Below are 18,634 nucleotides of genomic sequence, written 5' to 3'. Positions count from 1 at the left end.
TTACACCTTAGACGACAAAAAGGCTTTTTGCGTAATTAATCCGGCGACAATTAGTGCGAAACTCCGCGCAGTCTGGCAACGGTTTTCACCAGCAGAACAACTATTCCACCAATGATAAAGCCGAGCACCAGATTAAGCAGGGTCGGAAGCATAAGCGCAATCAATGCGCTTTGCTGCTGGGCAAAATGTTCTATCGCATGATGCAGCGGTGATATTCCATGTATAACAATCCCGCCCCCTACTAAAAACATCGCCAGCGTGCCCACCACTGAAAGTGTTTTCATCAGCCAGGGGGCAACAACCAGTAGTCCTTTCCCCAGCGATTGGGCAAGCAGGCTGCGCTTTTCTGCCAGCCAGTAGCCGATATCATCCAGCTTAACGATAATCCCTACCAGGCCATACACGCCCACGGTCACCACTAAGGCGATACCTGATAACACCAGCACCTGATTCAACAACGGCGCATCCGCCACAATACCGAGGGTGATGGCGACAATCTCAGCGGATAAAATGAAATCGGTACGTATCGCACCTTTGATTTTATCTTTCTCGAAGGTCAGTGGGTCCTGCGCCGCCAGAGATGCCAGACGCTGCTGGCGCTCTTCCGGGGTCTCTTTGTGTTTACGAGCTTCCAGGGTGTGAAGCACTTTTTCCACCCCTTCAAAACAGAGAAACGCCCCGCCTACCATTAATAAGGGGGTGATCGCCCAGGGTATAAAGGCGCTAATCAATAGCGCCAGCGGTACAAGAATAACTTTGTTAACAAACGACCCTTTAGCCACGCTCCAGACCACCGGGAGTTCGCGGTTCGCCCGCACGCCCGACACCTGTTGCGCATTGAGCGATAAGTCATCTCCCAAGACACCCGCGGTTTTTTTCGCGGCCAGTTTTCCCATGACCGAGATATCGTCGAGTAAGGTAGCGATATCATCGAGTAAGGTCAGTAAGCTACTTCCTGCCAAAATGTTAACCCTCAATATTATTTTTTTGCCGTATATAAGTATGAAGTAAAACACGCCATGCGGAAACTGGCCTTTCTGGTCAACAAATATTTAACAATGGCATGCAATTATAAATCTCGCCAGCACGATAGTTTTGACGTTTACTATGTTGCACCTTTTTATTTCCACCGTGAGGGATTATGCGTTTCAGGCAATTGTTACCACTTTTCAGTGCGCTCTTCGCGCTGTATATCATTTGGGGTTCCACCTATTTCGTTATTCGCATTGGCGTGGAAAGCTGGCCGCCGTTGATGATGGCTGGCGTGCGTTTTCTCTCCGCGGGCATTTTGTTAACCGCATTCTTACTGATTCGCGGGCATAAGCTGCCGCCTCTGCGCCAGTTCCTGAACGCCGCGTTAATTGGCGTCCTGCTGCTGGCTGTGGGTAATGGGCTGGTCACCGTCGCAGAACATCAAAATGTGCCTTCCGGTATCGCCGCGGTGGTGGTTGCTACCGTTCCGCTGTTTACGCTGTGCTTTAGCCACTTTTTTGGTATCAAAACGCGCAAACTGGAATGGGTGGGAATCGCCATTGGGTTGGCAGGAATCATCATGCTGAACAGCGGCGGTAATTTAAGTGGTAATCCTTGGGGCGCTGTATTAATCCTGATCGGTTCGATAAGTTGGGCGTTTGGCTCGGTGTACGGCTCACGCATAACGTTACCCGTTGGCATGATGGCTGGGGCCATTGAAATGTTAGCCGCCGGGGTTGTGCTGATGTGCGCCTCGTTGCTCTCCGGGGAAAAACTGACCACTATGCCGACATTTTCAGGCGTTATGGCGGTGGCGTACCTGGCCCTGTTTGGCTCTATTATTGCCATTAACGCGTATATGTATCTGATTCGCAACGTCAGTCCGGCGTTAGCCACCAGCTATGCCTACGTTAATCCGGTTGTCGCCGTACTGCTAGGTACCGGTCTGGGAGGAGAAAGTCTGGCGCTCATCGAATGGCTGGCGCTCGGCGTGATCGTATTTGCGGTGGTATTGGTTACCCTCGGTAAATACTTATTCCCTATGAAAGCGGATGCCGTTGCTACCCCGTCGGAAAAGACACTACAGTAAGTGAATACCCTGAGTGTCGATCTGCGCGGTGGCACCGCCGCCGCAGATCCACTCGATAACACGTTCAGATAACGCCTCATCGCCGAGTTTTTCGCGCCCGCGCAGGGCGCACTCCCAGACAATCAGTACACGCCAGCCCAGAGTCTGCAATTTTTCACAATCCCGCGCGTCACGCTGGACATTTTTACCTATTTTTTCCAGCCAGAATTCCGTTCGCGTGGCAGGGACTTTAAACAAGTAGCAGTTGTGATGATGCCAAAAACAGCCATGGGTAAAGATCACGCAACGGTAATCATCCACTACAAAATCGGGGCGGCCAGGTAACGTCGCATCCTGCACGCGAAACGTTACGCCCTGCTCTGTCAGTACGCTGGCAAGGCGTTTTTCAATGGCGGTATCACGGGTGGCGATCGCCCGCATATTTTTACTGCGCGTTGCTTTATCGTGAACGTCTGCCATGCAGGTTCTCTTTTTCGCGAATAGCAACCGCCTGTTTGATTTTCGGCTCCAGCAGTCTGGCAACCGCCGCGAATGCCGGAACGACCACCGAATTACCAAACTGGCGATAAGCCTGAGTATCCGACACCGGGATCCTGAACTGATAGCCCTGCGGTGATTCAAACCCCATCAGGCGCGCGCACTCCCGTGGTGTAAGCCGGCGCGGACGGTGCTGCTGGTTCAATGGATCGTCAAAATCCTTTTCCCCCAGCGCCATATCCCAGCCGCGATCGACAAGGATCTCGGCGCCGTCTTTATAATAGCGTGCGGATAATGTGCGCGTTACGCTATCGGGATTACCAGGATACACCATGCCATAACCAAACCCATTCCCCCGCGCCTGGTGCTTTTTCGCATAGCGGTATAAATATTTCCACAACACCGGCGTCAGCACATATTTCGCATCGACGGTCGGCTCAAGCAGCTCCGCCAGCGTAGTACGTCGCGGCGGATAGCGAGTGACAATATTGCGCAGCGTGAAGTCTGATTTCAGATTCAGATCGCGTCGAAATCCGACGAGCACAATACGTTCGCGATGCTGAGGTAAAAAATGTTGTCCATCGATAATTTTCGGATCGTCGGGCCCATTATCCGCCGCATCCGCGACGTCATAACCCAGCTCATCCAGCGTCTGCATAATGATGCGAAACGTTTTGCCCTGGTCGTGACTTTTCAGATTTTTAACGTTTTCGAGCACAAATATTGCTGGTCGACGCGCATCGATAATGCGCACCACATCAAAAAAGAGTGTGCCTTGTGTATCACAGGCAAAGCCGTGGGCCCGCCCTAACGCATTTTTCTTTGATACCCCAGCCAGGGAGAAAGGCTGACAAGGAAATCCTGCCAGCAGTACGTCATGTTCAGGAATATGTTGGCGAATATGTTCCGCCGCCTGCTGGTCGCTTACTCCATCATGATGACTCAGCGTGACATCGCGAATATCTTCATTAAAGTGATGCTGGAGCGGATCGCAATAATTATTCGCTTTGTAGGTGCGCACCGCATGCTTGTTCCATTCGCTGGTAAACACGCACTGCCCGCCAATCGCCTCAAAGCCGCGACGAATCCCGCCGATGCCGGCAAACAGATCGATAAATCGAAAGGCATAATGCGGATGATGCGCAGGTGGCGTCGGCAGCAAGGAATTCAGATGAGCAAGCTCATTGTCGCTGAGGCGATGCCATGTTTCGTTCGCTACTACTCGCTTAAAGATGGCCGGACTCCAGCGGTTCTCACCAACACCATTCAGATGAGCAACCAGGGTTTTCACGTCATAAATTTCAAGCAACTTAGCCAAAATTACCTGTGCGGCGGCCTTGTTATCATCTGTCATTGGGTTCATGGAGCCTGCTACTGAAAAATTATCCTGCATACATTTAACCGGCCGAAATGGATAACCGACAGATTAACATAAAATAGCGCGGTTGACGTTGCGGCTGTACTGGCGACTAACGTGCTTTAAAGGGTTGAATCGCGTCGAGATCCAGCATTGCATACTCTCCTTTTAACTCCGCACTCAGCTTCGCCATATACGTCAGTAAAAAGTCAGCATTATGCTGCGCTAAATGTCGGCCTTGTTCAGTTTGCATTGTCAGCGGCAGCGTCAATAATTTGGTCTGAAAGTGATCGAGCGCGTACTGTTTATCGTCAAGGCTACGCTTCCGCGCGAATGGATCTTCCGCGTCAAACAGCGCCACGCCTAACGCACCAGACACGGCAAATACGCGCGCTAAACCGATAGCCCCCAGCGCCTCAAGCCTGTCGGCATCCTGCACAATTTTAGCTTCAATAGTTTCCGGTGCGATCTTCGCGCTGAAACTGTGCGCCTCAATGGCATGACATACGGCAGGTATACAGTGTTGCGGAAAATCAGGGAAATCGCGCCTCAGAATGCGGCGTGTTTCCTGCGCCGCCAATACCGATGAGCGATGACGATCCGGATGATTCTTCGGCAAGCTGACAAGATCATGGAAGTAGCACGCTGTAAGAACCACCAGCCAATTTACGGTCGCATCCGTGCTTAGCTTTTGCGAGGTCTTCCACACGCGACGAAAATGAGAGATATCATGGGCAGCATCCTGCCCGGAATGGTTATCCTGTAGCCAGGCTTCAAATTTTGACTGCCAATCTTGTCGTTCCATGCGGTGTCTCTTTGCAGAAAGAAAACCACCTTAACAACAATTTTCATTACAGACCACTGCCAGCGCTTCAATTTATATAAATATATTATCACTCTCAATTTTATATAATCACAGAAAGTTTATTATTTCCTGAACACCATAGCAACAGATAATCATATGTAATCAAACAACAAATAACCACCAAAAATAAAATACACGAAAACAATGAACACAAGAAATACATAACCAACTGATAAAAATAAATTTATCATATAAATGATATTATTAAACACATACACATTAATTTATAAAAAGACATCATAGAAACATTATGAAATATCTTAAATAGATTTGTTACATGTTATATTTTAAATTAAATGAACTTCATAGATAGTATCCAAATGTAGTCTTTCGGATAGTACTACATATTCATATTAATTATTATCATAAGGGAATACATAATGAAAAGAAAAGTACTGGCACTTCTCCTCCCTGCTTTATTAGCTGCAGGCGCAGCGAATGCCGCTGAAATTTATAATAAAAACGGCAATAAACTGGATCTGTACGGCAAAGTCGATGGTCTGCATTATTTCTCTGACGATGCGGGTAGCGACGGCGATCAGACCTATGTACGTGTGGGCTTTAAAGGCGAAACCCAGATCAACGACATGCTGACTGGTTATGGTCAGTGGGAATATAACGTCCAGGCCAACGGCACCGAAGGTGAAGGTGCTGATTCATGGACCCGTCTGGCTTTCGCTGGCTTAGGTTTTGGTCAGAACGGTACCTTTGACTACGGTCGTAACTATGGCGTTGTCTACGACGTAGAAGCCTGGACCGATATGCTGCCGGAATTCGGCGGCGATACCTACACCCAGACCGACGTCTATATGACCGGTCGTACCAACGGCGTTGCCACCTACCGTAATAAAGGTTTCTTCGGTGAGGTTGATGGTCTGAACTTCGCTCTGCAGTACCAGGGCAATAATGAAGATGGTGGTTCAGGCGAAGGTACTGGTAATGGTGATGGACGTAGACTGTCTCGTGAAAATGGCGACGGTTTCGGTATGTCTACCTCCTATGACTTCGACTTCGGTTTAAGCCTCGGTGCGGCATACTCCAGCTCTGACCGTACTAATAATCAGGTTGCTGCTGGACGTGGCGACAGTAGCCATGCCAACCGCTATGCTGGTGGTGACACAGCTGATGCCTGGACCGTGGGTGCCAAATATGATGCGAATAACGTGTACCTGGCTGCTATGTATGCTGAAACACGCAATATGACTGCATATGGTAAAGGGGATGGAGTTGAAGGCGGTATTGCTAACAAAACGCAAAACTTCGAAGTTGTTGCACAATACCAGTTTGACTTTGGTTTGCGCCCGTCCGTTGCATTCCTGCAGTCTAAAGGCGTTGATTTAGGCGGCTGGGATCACCATAGCAATGGCGCCCCACGCTACACCGACAAAGATCTGGTCAAATATGTTGATGTAGGTATGACTTACTACTTCAACAAAAACATGTCCACCTACGTTGATTACAAAATCAACCTGCTGGATGAAGACGATAGCTTCTATGAAAGCAATGGTATCGCGACTGACGACATCGTTGCCGTTGGTTTAGTCTACCAGTTCTGATTGAGATACAAACAGCAAGCCCGCTTCATATGAAGCGGGCTTTTTTCACCGCACGGGGATAAGCTCTGCTAAGAGCGCCAGATATGCGACACGCTTTTAATAGAATTAATGCGGGGAAGATTTAGAAAAAATATTAATAACCAGAACCCCTGCACAAATAAGGAACATGCCTGCGATCGCCGGAAAATCAAGCTTTTGCCCACTTACCAACCAGCCCAAAAGGCTGATTAATACGATTCCAGCACCTGACCAAATTGCGTACGCAATACCCGTTGGAATGGTCGACAGCGTCTGAGCGAGAAGATAAAAAGCAGTGCAGTAGCATACAATGGTTGCTACAGATGGCCATAGACGTGTAAATCCGTCAGAGAACTTCATCAGGGTTGTACCTATTACTTCAGCTACAATGGCCCCGGCAAGGAAAATGTATGAATTCAAAATCTGGCCCCATGTGACAATCTAAAACAATTATCGTATCACAAAGGGTCAGGTGAGTTTGAACACAGCCAAAACTCCTTCAACTTAGTACAAAAAGACCGTCTGAAGCGCCGCGAGGTCTGCTGTGCGCGGACGTTGGGGTTGATGTTAAAGTCACCACAGAGCTGACATCGGTCTGTGGACTGCCTGATTCGAATACCCAGTTTTCCATTTCCCAGGTAAGTTTTTGCTTAGTATCAGCATCAACGACGCCATCAGGAAATCTGATATTTATAACTTTTCCTTTATCATCAATATCATATACTACTTTGAATTTGTTATTTTCATCCACCAACGTCCTTACCCCAGTTTTGCTTATTGTTTCACTTGCATGAGAACTAAAAGCTAAACCTGCCGACAAAACAGCAATAATGGCCACACCCAACAGCTTGTTATTCATAGCGTTATCCACTCGCAAATAAATAATGTTAAATAGAAATAATTATCATTTCCACTGTTTGTTTTTACAGCTACGCAGGGTGTGGCAATATTGAGGGACCTGAACTGTCGCTCTCACGGCGCAGAACCAAACCTAATCTGACGGCCCACTCTGGACAATAATTACGTTGAACAGCACTAATCAGTTACAAGCCTGTCGGGCATATCCGTTCAATTCTCAGAGTAAGAAATGCGGTATCCACTCCCCTCTCTGAAAATGCTGGCAAACCCCGCCTGGCCTAAATGCATACCTGCAATGAGCATTTTTTTGCTGACAGCTTTTTCCATAATTTTCTTCCTTGTTTCCTCGGCCTGAGCGGGATCGGTATCGAATAAAATAGAGACATTCGGGTGCGCTGACTGAATATAAGGGTAGTGGACGATGTCGCCCCATATTAATAAGCATTTATCATCTGCATCAATGCGAAATCCTGTATGCCCGGGCGTATGACCCGGTAACCATACTGGGAGAATACCTTCTGCAATGTTATCCCCGTCGAAAAAACGCAGGTTTCGCGCATAAGCGTGTAACGTTTGGCGGACCAGCCCAAAATTACGTTGCCCGCGCTCATTCGCCATGCTGAGTTTTTTATCATCCAGCCAATGTTGCGCTTCAAGAGGATGAAGCATAATTTGAGCGCGCTGAAAAACTGGCCGTTTTTCAGGATCCAGCAGACCGCCAATATGGTCCGGATGGCAGTGCGTCAATAAAACAGTATCGACCTCGTCAGGACTGATCCCCACTGCTGCAAGGTTTACGTTGAGTTGCCCTCCTTTGTTGCTCAGCGGCCCTGCGCCAGCGTCGACCAAAATGACCCGACCCCGACCGCGGATAAGATAGCAGTTTATATGGATATCGGCAGGCTCATCGAGCCCGGCGTCATTTTGAATGACGTCCGCATCAGCTTTTTCAATGCCTGACAGTAAATCCAGGCTGGCTGACATTGTACCGTCACCCAGCGCCGTAATCTGAAAATCTCCAATCTGCCGAAACGGAAAGAAATGGCTCATCAGTACCTCGGGATTAGTTACGGGCAAATATGTGTTGTCAGGCCAGATGCCTGTTGGATGGCGAAATCCAGTTCACGAATAAAGTTTTCCATTACCTCCTGTGTTCGAGCAGAGGGCACGGCATTTATGGATAAAATTGTTAAGGTTTTGAACTTGTCAGAGTGGTTTTCAGAAAGATAAAAGGTCAGATTAGGCATTCCATTCTGCCTCGCTTTCAGAATCGTTATACGTACATTCCACGGTATACCACATCAGTTCATCTCCACATGAGTCATAAACGCAAGCAAAACAGTTGCTCAATGATTTTTCATCATGCTACAAGCTAGTTATACGGCTTAAAATCGATAATAAGTCACGGGTTAGTGATATTAAGTCACTAATGGCAGGCTGCAGGCTCAGAGCAAGGAACAAATTTCATGCGCAGAAAAATACCCAGTAGTACGTCCCTTCAGGCTTTTGATGCCGCTGCAAGGCACGGTAATTTTGCCCGCGCTGCAGAGGAATTATCGTTGACGGAAGGGGCCATTAGCCGTCAGATTGCGCGACTTGAAGCTTTGCTGAACTGTAAATTGTTCGATCGTGTGGGAAGCAGGGTAAAGCTCAATCCTGTCGGCGCGCGCTATGCACATCACGTCCGTGAAACGCTCGACAGGCTTGAAAGAGATACGCAGTACATAATGGGCATGCCAGAGGGGAGTAAGAGTCTGGATATCGCCGTCCTGCCAACCTTTTCCAGCCGTTGGCTTATTCCTCGCCTGAACGGTTTTACCTCTTTATTCCCGGATATAACGTTAAATATTGCGGCCAGAACGGATCCTTTCATTTTGTCAGGAAGTGGATTTGACGCTGTCATTCATTTTGAACATTCCGCATGGGCAGGAATGCGTACGCAATTTCTGTTTCAGGAAAATCTGGTGCCTGTTTGTCATCCTGGGCTGCTAACCAGTCATGACGTCACGCAACAGTTGAACGAACTGCCGCGGATACACCGTCGACAAAACCCTGAAGCATGGCATCACTATGCCCGAGAAAGCGGGATATTTCTTGAGAATCCGGCTCAGGGAGTACGCTACGATCTTCATGAAATGGCCATCGCTGCCGTTATGGCGGGACAAGGGGTAGCATTGGTACCACGCATGTATGTCGAGAATGAATTGAGCTGTGGCCTGCTTGCTTCGCCGTGGCCAGCTTCAGACACGCTGAACAAAAGGTTTTGTTTAGTACAACCGACGGAAACGGGAATAAACGAGGCTGCGCTGGAAAGCTTTAAATGCTGGTTGCTTGCTGAAATGAATACGCTCACATCGATCACATAATACTGAACGATACATTACGTCCAGGTCTTCAACTCAGTTGCATCCATGCTCACGTTAAACCATACTGGAAATATTGTTATCACTTGCGCTGCAACGGAAGCGTTAATTATATTCTAACGCTCCCAGTGAGCCTACCACTTTGGCAAGGCAATTCTTAGTGTTTAACAGGTCCTGTGGGGTATTTTACTCGGCTAAATAACCACCATCGATTGGATAAACCCCTCCAGTGCAGAACGCCGAATTATCTGACAGCAAAAACAATATAAAGTCTGCTATTTCTTGCATTTTTGCCATCCTTTTCATGGGGTGACTGTTTGCAAAACTACGTACGATATTTTCAGGGAATTCACTCATTCGTGGGGTTTGGACATAGCCGGGAGCGACAGCATTAATCCGAATACCTTGACTTGCAAACTCTAGCGCAGCGGTTTGGGTTAAACCGATTATACCATGTTTAGCCACGGTGTAAGGCGCTAATCCAGGAATGCCAACCAGACCATTGACGGCAGATAAATTAACTATAGAGCCACCAAATTTCATCATCTCAGGTATTTCATATTTTAGGCAGTAAAAAACACCGCTTAATGTGGTGGCAATAACCTTATCCCAGTTTTCAACTGTCTGCTCTGTTATGTTTTTACCATGTTCACCCGTTAAGCCTGCGTTATTTACGGCATAATCGAGTCTGCCGAAATATTTGATGACCTCATCTATCATTTGCCGTACTTGTTCAGGCTGTGACACATCACATCCGATCCCCAACGCTTGTTGTCCCTGTGAAGATAATCGTTTCGCTTTTTGTTTAGCCTGCTCTGACGAGCGGGATACAATAACAACCTTCGCGCCATGATTGTGTAATTGCTCGGCGACTGCCTCACCTATACCTGCAGTACTTCCTGTTATGACAGCAACTTTATTCTGGAAATTCATAACTCCCCCTATGAAGTAGAATTGAGTCTTTCATCAGGGTTAGTATACAAATTAGCTATGACAGTTTTTGTCAGTACTCTTTCCCCTCACAAATTCCTTCTTTTATTCTCCATTTTTTCAATAAAACTGTCCTGCTTTCACTATATAGGGAATCCAGCTGTATCAGCTCTTCAATTTTGTCAGTTCTAAAATGACGAAAATCATTTCTCATCTCACACCATGCAACCAAAAGCCAGCACGACTCCATATATACCAATCCGATAGGCCATATAACCCGAGAAGAGTAAGTCTCTTTCTTGTCACAATACTTTATTTTGATTCTGTGTCGCTTTTTAATAGCATTGCGGATACCTGCAAAAAAGATCTCATTATTTTCTGAAGGACCAATCAGATAGGACTGACTCTCAATAAGATTTTGTAATTCACCGGGAATGACGGCATGTATTTTGGCAAGTGCAGTCCTTGCGATATTTTTGAAGTCATAATCCGTATTATGTGATACCCAATTTAACCCAAGTGTAATAGCATTAATTTCTTCATGAGAAAGATTTAAGGGTGGTAAATGGAAATCAGACTTAACGATATAACCAATTCCTGCACCACCCTCAATGCACACGCCTTGATGCTGTAGCGTTTTTATATCTCTGTAAATGGAGCGCACACTTATTCCCAATCTTTCAGAGAGAGTGGATGCAGTGATTGGATATCTTTGAGCCCTTAATATCTGTAGTAATTCGAGAAGCCTTTCTGTTCTGGTCATGTTGATAAATCCATCTTAAGCCTGAGAGGCTATCTTAAATCATCTGTTGGATAAGCATCTTAATCCAAAGTTAGCATACACACTTAAGTTGAACTGCCACATTGATTAAGGATGCCCCATTGAACTCACAGCTCAAAGAAGACAGCCAGATTTGATGGCGTTCTGGCTACGCCAACTTTCAGATTACGACGTCTCGAGTAAGGACAAACAACTCTTCTCAGGTCACAAAACTGAAAGCCAAGTTGTGGTTTATGACAGAAAAGTGAGAATTTCTCCCACATAGGATCTTCCAGTATTGGGCAAATCAGAAGATGATGATGGCGAGCTTTATACTAAGCGAATATACCGACACTATACCAAGTGTGACATGAGTCGTTGAAAGGAATTGAGCTAAGTGTTTGAATAGTGGCGGAGAGAGGGGGATTTGAACCCCCGGTAGAGTTGCCCCTACTCCGGTTTTCGAGACCGGTCCATTCAGCCGCTCTGGCATCTCTCCGTTTTGGTGGTTGCCATGATGCCAGGTAATTTGGCATTTTAACAGACCCAGTTCCGTCAATTTCGTTCAAGTGACGAGTTTGCGAGCAAAACGATGATTAAGTGGCCCTGGAAAGAGCAAGAAACAGCCCGAAATGACGACTGGCCCTGGGATAACGCCCTGGCTATTCCGCTTCTGGTGAATCTCACCGAGCAAGAACAAGCCAGACTTATCGCCCTGGCCGAGCGTTTTTTACAGCAAAAAAGATTGGTAGCACTTCAGGGGTTTGAGCTGGACCCGCTAAAAAGTGCGCGCATTGCTCTGCTCTTCTGTTTACCTGTTCTGGAATTGGGGATCGAGTGGCTCGATGGGTTTCATGAAGTTCTCATCTACCCTGCCCCATTTGTTGTCGACGACGAATGGGAAGACGAAATTGGTCTGGTACACAATCAACGTGTCGTTCAGTCCGGGCAGAGCTGGCAGCAAGGTCCGATAATTCTCAACTGGCTTGATATTCAGGATTCCTTTGATGCCTCAGGCTTTAATCTGATCATTCATGAAGTCGCGCATAAGCTGGATATGCGTAATGGCGATCGCGCCAGCGGAATTCCGGCGATTCCTCTGCGAGACATTGCCGGCTGGGAGCACGACCTGCATGCCGCAATGAACAATATTCAGGATGAAATCGATCTGGTAGGGGAAACCGCATGCAGTATAGATGCCTACGCTGCAACCGATCCGGCCGAATGCTTTGCCGTATTATCCGAGTATTTTTTCAGCGCACCTGAATTATTTGCTCCACGATTCCCGGCTTTATGGCAGCGTTTCATCCTGTTTTACCGCCAAAACCCAATGCAACGGTTACGTGATAACCCCGAAGATGACCATTATCGCTCATCAAATGTGCATTAACACTGAATTTGAAGATTAATTAACCAATTGAAATGACGCGCTAATTTTACTGTTGACACCTCAGGGTGAGGTCAGTAATATGCGCCTCGTTCACACGATTCCTCTGTAGTTCAGTCGGTAGAACGGCGGACTGTTAATCCGTATGTCACTGGTTCGAGTCCAGTCAGAGGAGCCAAATTTAAGAAGCCTGCTTAAGGAAACTTGAGCGGGCTTTTTGCTTTTCAGGCTTACATAAAAGCATCTTGCATAAGCGTTCTGCCTGTTGTACCGCCCCTATTCCATGTCGCATCACACCATTGATTAAAGTTATGTAAATGTAAATCGTTTAAACTTTGCAATTATTGTAACTGCTAGTGATTATCATTTATTGTACGCGAGCCAAAAGAACGAGCCCTGCTCGGTTCACTGTACGTTCCAATTACTCTGGGATATAAACGATGAATGCTCTGCCTCGCACCGGACTGCGCCGTATCACGCTTGCCTCTGCCCTGGTCTTCGCTGTTAGCCTGCCGGCTTTCGCCCAGGAAACATTAACGCTTTACACCACCCGTGAACCAGGTCTGATTCAGCCGTTACTTGATAGCTGGACAAAAACCAGCGGCATCAAAGTCAGTACGGTTTATATCAAGGATGGCATGCTTGAGCGCGTTAAAGCGGAAGGCAAAAACTCCCCTGCCGACCTGCTGATGACCGTTGATGCAGGCAATCTCCTCGATCTCGTGGAAGCCGGAGTGACCCAACCGGTAGAGTCAGAAGCATTGAAAACCGCGATTCCAGCCAACCTGCGTGGCGCGGATAATCAGTGGTTTGCACTTTCTATGCGCGCTCGTGTGCTGTATGCCGAAAAATCAATGCCCATTGATAACTGGCATTACGAACAACTCGCCAGCCCGGAGTATAAAGGTAAAGTCTGTATCCGCTCCGGGCAGCATCCGTATAACACGGCGCTGATCGCTGCGATGATTGCCCATCACGGTGAAGCTAAAACCGAAGACTGGCTGCGCGGCGTGAAGGCTAACCTGGCCCGTAAAGCCACCGGCGGCGACCGCGACGTTGCCCGCGATATCCTCGGTGGAATTTGTGATATCGGTCTGGCTAACTCCTATTACGTCGGCCATATGAAAAATGCCAAAGAAGGCAGCGATGCTCGCCAATGGGGCGATGCCATCAAAGTCGTAAAACCAACCTTTGAGAATGGTGGTACACACGTCAATATCAGCGGCGCTGCCGTTGCCCGCTATGCGCCAAATAAAGCCGATGCCGTTAAGCTGATGGAGTATCTGGTTTCCGCGCCTGCCCAGCAGCAGTATGCGAAAGCGAACTTCGAATATCCGGTACTGAAAGGCGTAACGCTTGATCCGGTTATCAGCGCCACCATCGGTGAAATTGATGTCGATAAGACACCGTTAACCGAAATCGTGAAGTATCGTAAACAAGCTAGCCTGCTGGTAGATAAAGTTGGATTCGATCAATAAACCTTTGCAGTTTCCAGCGTTACGCGGCCTGGTTTCCGGGCCGCAGTCATTATTAACGCCGTTGCATCTTGGCGCGCTGTGCGTGGCGCTTGGCGTCCTGACCCCCGTCATTGCGCTGATCTGGCAGGCTACCCAGGCCGATTTATCTCACTGGGATAATCTCCTGACGTGGGTGTTGCCTGCCGCGTTAAAAAATACCGTACTGTTGTTAGCGGGTGTCGCCGTGATGGTCGGCGTCATTGGCGTAGGTAGCGCATGGGCGGTGACGGCATGGGATTTTCCTGGACGCAAAATTCTCGGTTGGGCGCTACTGTTGCCGCTGGCGATGCCGACCTACATCGTCGCCTTTGCCTGGCTCGATCTGCTGCATCCGATTGGTCCCCTGCAAACCTTTATTCGTTTCTTACGGGGCTTTGACAGCCCACGACAGTTCCGCCTGCCAGATTTACGCTCTCTTTCCGGTGCAATAATTCTGCTCGGCTTAGTACTTTATCCTTACGTGTACCTGACCACCCGCGCCATGTTTATCAGCCAGCCGGCTCATTTACTGGAAGCCGCACGTACGCTGGGATGCAGCGCGACCGGAACTTTTTTTCGCGTTGCCCTCCCCATGGCACGTCCGGCCCTGGCCGTTGGCATCAGTCTGGCATTGCTGGAAACGCTTAACGACATCGGCGCGTCGGAATTCCTTGGGGTACAGACGTTAACTGTTACCGTGTACACCACGTGGATCTCGCGCTCCGATTTATCTTCAGCGGCGCAAATCGCCTGCATGATGCTGATGTTTATCTTCTTTATTCTGACGCTGGAATTTTATGGCCGCAGAAAACAGGGGTTCAGCAGCCGCAGTCTGCGGGAAATTCAACCCACGCGCGTGCAGGGTTGGCGCGGCTGGCTGCTTGGTGCCGTTATTTCGCTGCCGGTTGTGCTGGGTTTTCTGGCCCCGGTGCTGTTTTTAATGTGGGAAAGCGCCAAACGTATCGGCGATGACAATCTTCTCTCCCCCTCGTTACTGTCAGCATTACAAAATACGCTCTTGCTCGCGGCGGGAACCACGCTGGTGGTGGTTTGCGTCAGTCTGTTGGTGGCCTGGAGCGCACGCCATAGCGCTGCAGACAACGCGATGCCGGGGTTTCGCCGTGGCGTGATGCGTCTGGCCTCTTTAGGCTACGCGGTTCCCGGCACAATCCTGGCGATTGGTTTTTTAACGCCGGCCATGGCGGTTGACCGTTGGCTGGCTGACTTGCTGGATGTGCGTGGCCTGCCGCTGATGTCAGCCGGGATCCTGCTGGTCATTTGTTGCGCCATGCGTTTCCAGGCGATTGCCATCGGCGCGCTGGATTCCGGTCTGGGACGGATTCCACCTTCGCTGGAGCAGGCTTCCCGGCTGTTGGGCGAGAATGGCGCGGGCACGTTTGCACGGGTTCATTTCCCTCTACTGCGCCCGGCGCTGGTAAGCAGCGCTCTGCTGGTTTTTGCCGACGCGATGAAAGAGCTACCCACAACATTGCTTTTGCGTCCGGTTAACTTCGAAACGCTGGCAACATTGCTGTATGCGGAAGCCGCTCGTGGAACTTATGAAGAAGGTGCTATCGCCGCGCTAATGATTGTTTTAGCTGGCACGCTACCGGTTATTTTATTGGTGCGTCACCAAATGACTCGCCGGGGTTAAGAGAGTAACAATGTCAGAAATTGCATTACGCCTCCAGGATGTGCACGTTACCTATGGCAACAGCCAGCAATCGGTACTGAATGGATTTTCAATGTCGGTACGCAAAGGGGAAATCGCCTGTCTGTTAGGGGCTTCAGGCTGCGGGAAAACCACGGTTCTACGCGCCGTTGCAGGGTTTGAACGACTGCGAAGCGGAGAGATCTATGTGTCTCAGCATCGTGTTGCCGCTCCCGGTGTTCATCTCCCGCCTGAAAAGCGTCATGTCGGCATGGTTTTTCAGGAATATGCGTTATTTCCGCATCTGACCGCGCACCAAAATGTCGCCTTTGGATTACGCCGTATGCCGCGTGAAGAACAGCAGGCCAGGGTGGCGGAGTTGTTAAAAATGGTGGAATTACATAGCCATGCCAGCCGCTATCCCCATGAACTTTCCGGCGGTCAACAGCAGCGCATCGCGCTCGCGCGTGCGCTGGCACCGCATCCGGAAATTCTGTTGCTGGATGAGCCCTTTTCCAGCCTTGATAAGCGCACGCGCGAGCGTCTTGGCAACGAGGTACGGGATATTTTGCGCGCTGCCGGGCAAACGGCACTGCTGGTTACCCACAGCGAACACGAAGCGCAGCTAATGGCAGACCATATCGGCGTGGTAAAAATGGGGCAGTATCAAATTAAAAAAGCGCCCCACCTTATCTGACGATAAACCTGGGCCGCTTTAATATTAAAAATGCTGCTGAACCTGGCTGATGTTCACCGGCATACCGGAACGTCTTTCCAGGGCCTGATTCCCGCGGTTCACATCCACGCCACTCCCGCTGATAAATGTGCGCAAAGCGGGAGTGATCGGCAAGGGAACCTTTCTGTCAGACTCGTACTCAGAACGATTTCGTGACAGCGGCTCATGCACTTCTACCCAGCGACTGCCGTCTGGTTCCTCGCTGTATTTCACCGGGCGGTCAATCAGTTGCACACGCGTCCCAACCGGCACCGTGTCAAACAAGTACTTAATATCGTCATTACGCAAACGGATGCAGCCCTGGCTCACCCGCAGACCAATACCAAAGTTAGCATTAGTGCCGTGAATGGCATAAAGCCTGCCGATATAAATCGCATACAGGCCCATCGGGTTATCTGGTCCGGCAGGCACAAACGCCGGCAAGGTTTCCCCGCGAGCAGCATATTCGCGGCGGGTATTCGGCGTCGGCGTCCAGCTCGGCGCTTCCTGCTTACGCTCGACCGCCGTCACCCAATTACGCGGCGTTTCTCTCCCCGCCTGTCCAATGCCAATCGGCAAAACTTCAACCGTGTTTGTGCCCGGAGGATAGTAATAAAGACGCATTTCGGCGACGTTGATAACAATGCCTTCACGCACGGTATCCGGCAAGATCAGTTGCTGCGGCACCACCAGCGTTGAGCCAGACTTAGGCAGAAAAACGTCTACGCCGGGATTGGCCTCGAGCATATTGCTCAACCCCTGCCCGTACTGCGCGGCAAAGGCCTCCAGCGGCTGGGTGTTTCCGGGCGGGACTGTAATCGTCAGCGGGCTACCTACCAGACGACTACCTTCTGGCGGCAGCGGATAGCTCACCGCGTGTGCTACCTGACTCGCAAGCAGCATGATGAGTGAACAAAGCAGTTTTACACGACGCATCTTTTTCCTTTCCGTTGCCGCAGCAGATATCCGGTAATTATAGCTTTTATTATCTGTTTTAGTGGGTTACGAATTCAATGCGCAAAAATAAACCTCGCCATACGGCGAGGTTCTGGGGGCACGTAACTATGCTTCTTTACCATCCGGTAGCACAATGTTGCTGGCGGCTAACTGCCCCATGTTGTGGTACATCGCGCAGGCTGCCTCAATAATTGGCATCGCCAGCGCGGCCCCGCTGCCTTCACCTAAACGCATCCCCATATTCAGATACGGATCCAGCTCCAGATGCGCCAACGCAGTGCGGGCCCCCTTCTCAGCAGAGAAATGTGACGGGATCAGATAGGGTTTAATCTGCGGTGCGATCTGGCAGGCCGCCAGCGCAGCAGAGTATGAAAGAAAACCATCCAGCACGACCGGCAGCCCACAGGAGGCCGCGCCCAGCATCACACCCGCCATGCCAACCAGATCAAATCCGCCCACTTTTGCCAGTACATCGATACCGTCATTGCGATCCGGTTGATTGACGGCAATGGCTCGCCGCACAACCTCTACTTTATTACCTACTCTGGAAAGCGGCAGGTTAGCGCCGATGCCCACCACATCTTCGGCATCGCTGCCGGTCAGCACGCTGACGATAGCCGCCGCTGGCGTGGTATTTGCCATACCGAGTTCACCCACGCCAAACAGCGTTACGCCCTGTTTCGCCAGTTCATGGGTATAGCGGATAACTTCCAGCAGCAGTTCCTCTGCCTGCGAACGGCTCATTGCCGGGCCCTGGGCAATATTGCCGCAGCCGCGCGCGACGCGCATATTCACCACGCCGGGGATAAGCTCCGCGTCAATTCCCACGTCAATGACATGCACCTTTGCCCCAGCCTGAGCGGCCAGAACGCAAACGCCGGTCGTCCCACGCGTCATATTGGCGGCCTGAATAGCCGTGACCACTTTAGGCGAAACGGCAACCCCTTCATCCCAGACGCCATGATCGGCGCACATCACCAGCATCGCTTTGTCCTTCACATGCGGCACACCTTTCAGGCCAGGCATACCAGCCAGTTGCACGGCAAGAGATTCGAGCCGACCCAGACTTCCCGGCGGCTTTAATAAGCCATCAATATGCTGCTGAGCACGCAGCATCGCGGCACTGTCAGGTGAAGGGATCGCGTGGAGTAAAGAGGTTAAAGTCTGCATAAGGGTTCCAGT

General features: G+C 49.7%; 19 protein-coding genes, 2 tRNA genes and 1 pseudogene. 9 read left to right on the top strand and 13 right to left on the bottom strand.

Annotation, left to right across the window (positions count from 1 at the left end):
* Positions 1-50 precede the first annotated feature (50 nt).
* Positions 51-965 carry a DUF808 domain-containing protein gene (locus AC534G_RS09965; protein ID WP_199983141.1) on the bottom strand — a complete coding sequence of 305 codons (915 nt, stop codon included), beginning with the start codon at positions 963-965 and terminating at the stop codon, positions 51-53.
* A 176-nt stretch (positions 966-1,141) separates the two neighbouring features.
* Here AC534G_RS09965 and yedA point away from each other — a divergent pair, with 176 nt between their 5' ends.
* Positions 1,142-2,062 (top strand): drug/metabolite exporter YedA, encoded by a 921-nt coding sequence (gene yedA / locus AC534G_RS09960; RefSeq protein ID WP_110497587.1) that lies wholly within the window; start codon positions 1,142-1,144, stop codon positions 2,060-2,062.
* Here yedA and AC534G_RS09955 read toward each other — a convergent pair.
* From AC534G_RS09955 to AC534G_RS09945, 3 genes are all read right to left on the bottom strand, one after another.
* Complete coding sequence (locus AC534G_RS09955) at positions 2,054-2,521, bottom strand: very short patch repair endonuclease (RefSeq protein ID WP_038641598.1); 468 nt, start codon at positions 2,519-2,521, stop codon at positions 2,054-2,056. The genes yedA and AC534G_RS09955 overlap by 9 nt on opposite strands.
* Positions 2,502-3,932, bottom strand: coding sequence for a DNA cytosine methyltransferase (locus AC534G_RS09950; RefSeq protein ID WP_038641600.1), 1,431 nt, complete (start codon positions 3,930-3,932; stop codon positions 2,502-2,504). Before AC534G_RS09950 ends, AC534G_RS09955 begins: the two co-directional genes overlap by 20 nt.
* A 76-nt stretch (positions 3,933-4,008) precedes the next feature.
* Entirely contained in the window at positions 4,009-4,701 is a 693-nt protein-coding gene (locus AC534G_RS09945; RefSeq protein ID WP_038641602.1) for a phosphohydrolase, read from the bottom strand.
* A 440-nt stretch (positions 4,702-5,141) separates the two neighbouring features.
* Here AC534G_RS09945 and ompC point away from each other — a divergent pair, with 440 nt between their 5' ends.
* Positions 5,142-6,317: a porin OmpC gene (gene ompC / locus AC534G_RS09940; protein WP_110497585.1), complete on the top strand. Its 1,176-nt coding sequence runs from the start codon at positions 5,142-5,144 to the stop codon at positions 6,315-6,317.
* A 105-nt stretch (positions 6,318-6,422) separates the two neighbouring features.
* On the opposite strand, the gene AC534G_RS09935 is transcribed toward ompC, so the two are convergent.
* From AC534G_RS09935 to AC534G_RS09920, 4 genes are all read right to left on the bottom strand, one after another.
* Complete coding sequence (locus tag AC534G_RS09935) at positions 6,423-6,755, bottom strand: EmrE family multidrug efflux SMR transporter (RefSeq protein ID WP_003839058.1); 333 nt, start codon at positions 6,753-6,755, stop codon at positions 6,423-6,425.
* A 79-nt stretch (positions 6,756-6,834) separates the two neighbouring features.
* On the bottom strand, positions 6,835-7,194 hold the full coding sequence (locus AC534G_RS09930) for a hypothetical protein (RefSeq protein ID WP_110497583.1): 360 nt from the start codon (positions 7,192-7,194) through the stop codon (positions 6,835-6,837).
* Between the two features lie 209 nt (positions 7,195-7,403).
* Positions 7,404-8,243, bottom strand: coding sequence for an MBL fold metallo-hydrolase (locus AC534G_RS09925; RefSeq protein ID WP_110497581.1), 840 nt, complete (start codon positions 8,241-8,243; stop codon positions 7,404-7,406).
* 17 nt (positions 8,244-8,260) lie between these two features.
* Positions 8,261-8,440 (bottom strand): hypothetical protein, encoded by a 180-nt coding sequence (locus AC534G_RS09920; RefSeq protein ID WP_087856009.1) that lies wholly within the window; start codon positions 8,438-8,440, stop codon positions 8,261-8,263.
* Positions 8,441-8,659: 219 nt separating this feature from the next.
* Between AC534G_RS09920 and AC534G_RS09915 the strand changes: the two genes are divergently transcribed.
* A complete protein-coding gene (locus tag AC534G_RS09915; RefSeq protein ID WP_150345144.1) occupies positions 8,660-9,559 on the top strand; it encodes a LysR substrate-binding domain-containing protein in 900 nt (299 codons plus the stop codon).
* A gap of 183 nt (positions 9,560-9,742) precedes the next feature.
* Here AC534G_RS09915 and AC534G_RS09910 read toward each other — a convergent pair whose 3' ends face one another.
* Both AC534G_RS09910 and AC534G_RS09905 read right to left on the bottom strand, forming a co-directional pair.
* A complete protein-coding gene (locus AC534G_RS09910; RefSeq protein ID WP_110497577.1) occupies positions 9,743-10,489 on the bottom strand; it encodes an SDR family NAD(P)-dependent oxidoreductase in 747 nt (248 codons plus the stop codon).
* A 70-nt stretch (positions 10,490-10,559) separates the two neighbouring features.
* Entirely contained in the window at positions 10,560-11,249 is a 690-nt protein-coding gene (locus AC534G_RS09905) for a helix-turn-helix transcriptional regulator (protein WP_110497575.1), read from the bottom strand.
* 175 nt (positions 11,250-11,424) lie between these two features.
* On the opposite strand from AC534G_RS09905, the pseudogene AC534G_RS09900 reads away from it, so the two are divergent.
* Positions 11,425-11,532 (top strand): annotated as a pseudogene (locus AC534G_RS09900) (tyrosine-type recombinase/integrase); the annotation flags it as partial.
* A gap of 123 nt (positions 11,533-11,655) precedes the next feature.
* Here the strand turns inward: AC534G_RS09900 and AC534G_RS09895 are convergent.
* A tRNA-Ser gene (locus tag AC534G_RS09895) sits at positions 11,656-11,745 on the bottom strand.
* A gap of 93 nt (positions 11,746-11,838) precedes the next feature.
* On the opposite strand from AC534G_RS09895, the gene mtfA reads away from it, so the two are divergent.
* The 5 genes from mtfA to AC534G_RS09870 all read left to right on the top strand — a co-directional run bounded on the left by mtfA (position 11,839) and on the right by AC534G_RS09870 (position 16,477).
* Complete coding sequence (gene mtfA, locus AC534G_RS09890; protein ID WP_038641617.1) at positions 11,839-12,636, top strand: DgsA anti-repressor MtfA; 798 nt, start codon at positions 11,839-11,841, stop codon at positions 12,634-12,636.
* A 99-nt stretch (positions 12,637-12,735) separates the two neighbouring features.
* Positions 12,736-12,811 (top strand) — tRNA-Asn (locus AC534G_RS09885).
* 262 nt (positions 12,812-13,073) lie between these two features.
* On the top strand, positions 13,074-14,111 hold the full coding sequence (locus AC534G_RS09880) for an extracellular solute-binding protein (RefSeq protein WP_038641620.1): 1,038 nt from the start codon (positions 13,074-13,076) through the stop codon (positions 14,109-14,111).
* Entirely contained in the window at positions 14,095-15,783 is a 1,689-nt protein-coding gene (locus tag AC534G_RS09875; protein ID WP_110497570.1) for an ABC transporter permease, read from the top strand. Before AC534G_RS09880 ends, AC534G_RS09875 begins: the two co-directional genes overlap by 17 nt.
* A gap of 10 nt (positions 15,784-15,793) precedes the next feature.
* The gene (locus tag AC534G_RS09870) at positions 15,794-16,477 is read left to right on the top strand and encodes an ABC transporter ATP-binding protein (protein WP_110497568.1); all 684 of its coding nucleotides are present in this window, start codon (positions 15,794-15,796) and stop codon (positions 16,475-16,477) included.
* Between the two features lie 24 nt (positions 16,478-16,501).
* Here AC534G_RS09870 and ldtA read toward each other — a convergent pair whose 3' ends face one another.
* Together ldtA and cobT are read right to left on the bottom strand one after the other, a co-directional pair.
* Complete coding sequence (gene ldtA / locus AC534G_RS09865) at positions 16,502-17,431, bottom strand: L,D-transpeptidase (protein WP_110497566.1); 930 nt, start codon at positions 17,429-17,431, stop codon at positions 16,502-16,504.
* Between the two features lie 126 nt (positions 17,432-17,557).
* The gene (gene cobT / locus AC534G_RS09860) at positions 17,558-18,622 is read right to left on the bottom strand and encodes a nicotinate-nucleotide--dimethylbenzimidazole phosphoribosyltransferase (RefSeq protein WP_110497565.1); all 1,065 of its coding nucleotides are present in this window, start codon (positions 18,620-18,622) and stop codon (positions 17,558-17,560) included.
* Positions 18,623-18,634 lie beyond the last annotated feature (12 nt).

This window comes from Citrobacter sp. CRE-46 (genome assembly GCF_059615875.1).
The sequence above is the reverse complement of the archived record's forward strand: the minus strand, read 5'-3'. Positions and strand labels throughout refer to the sequence as shown.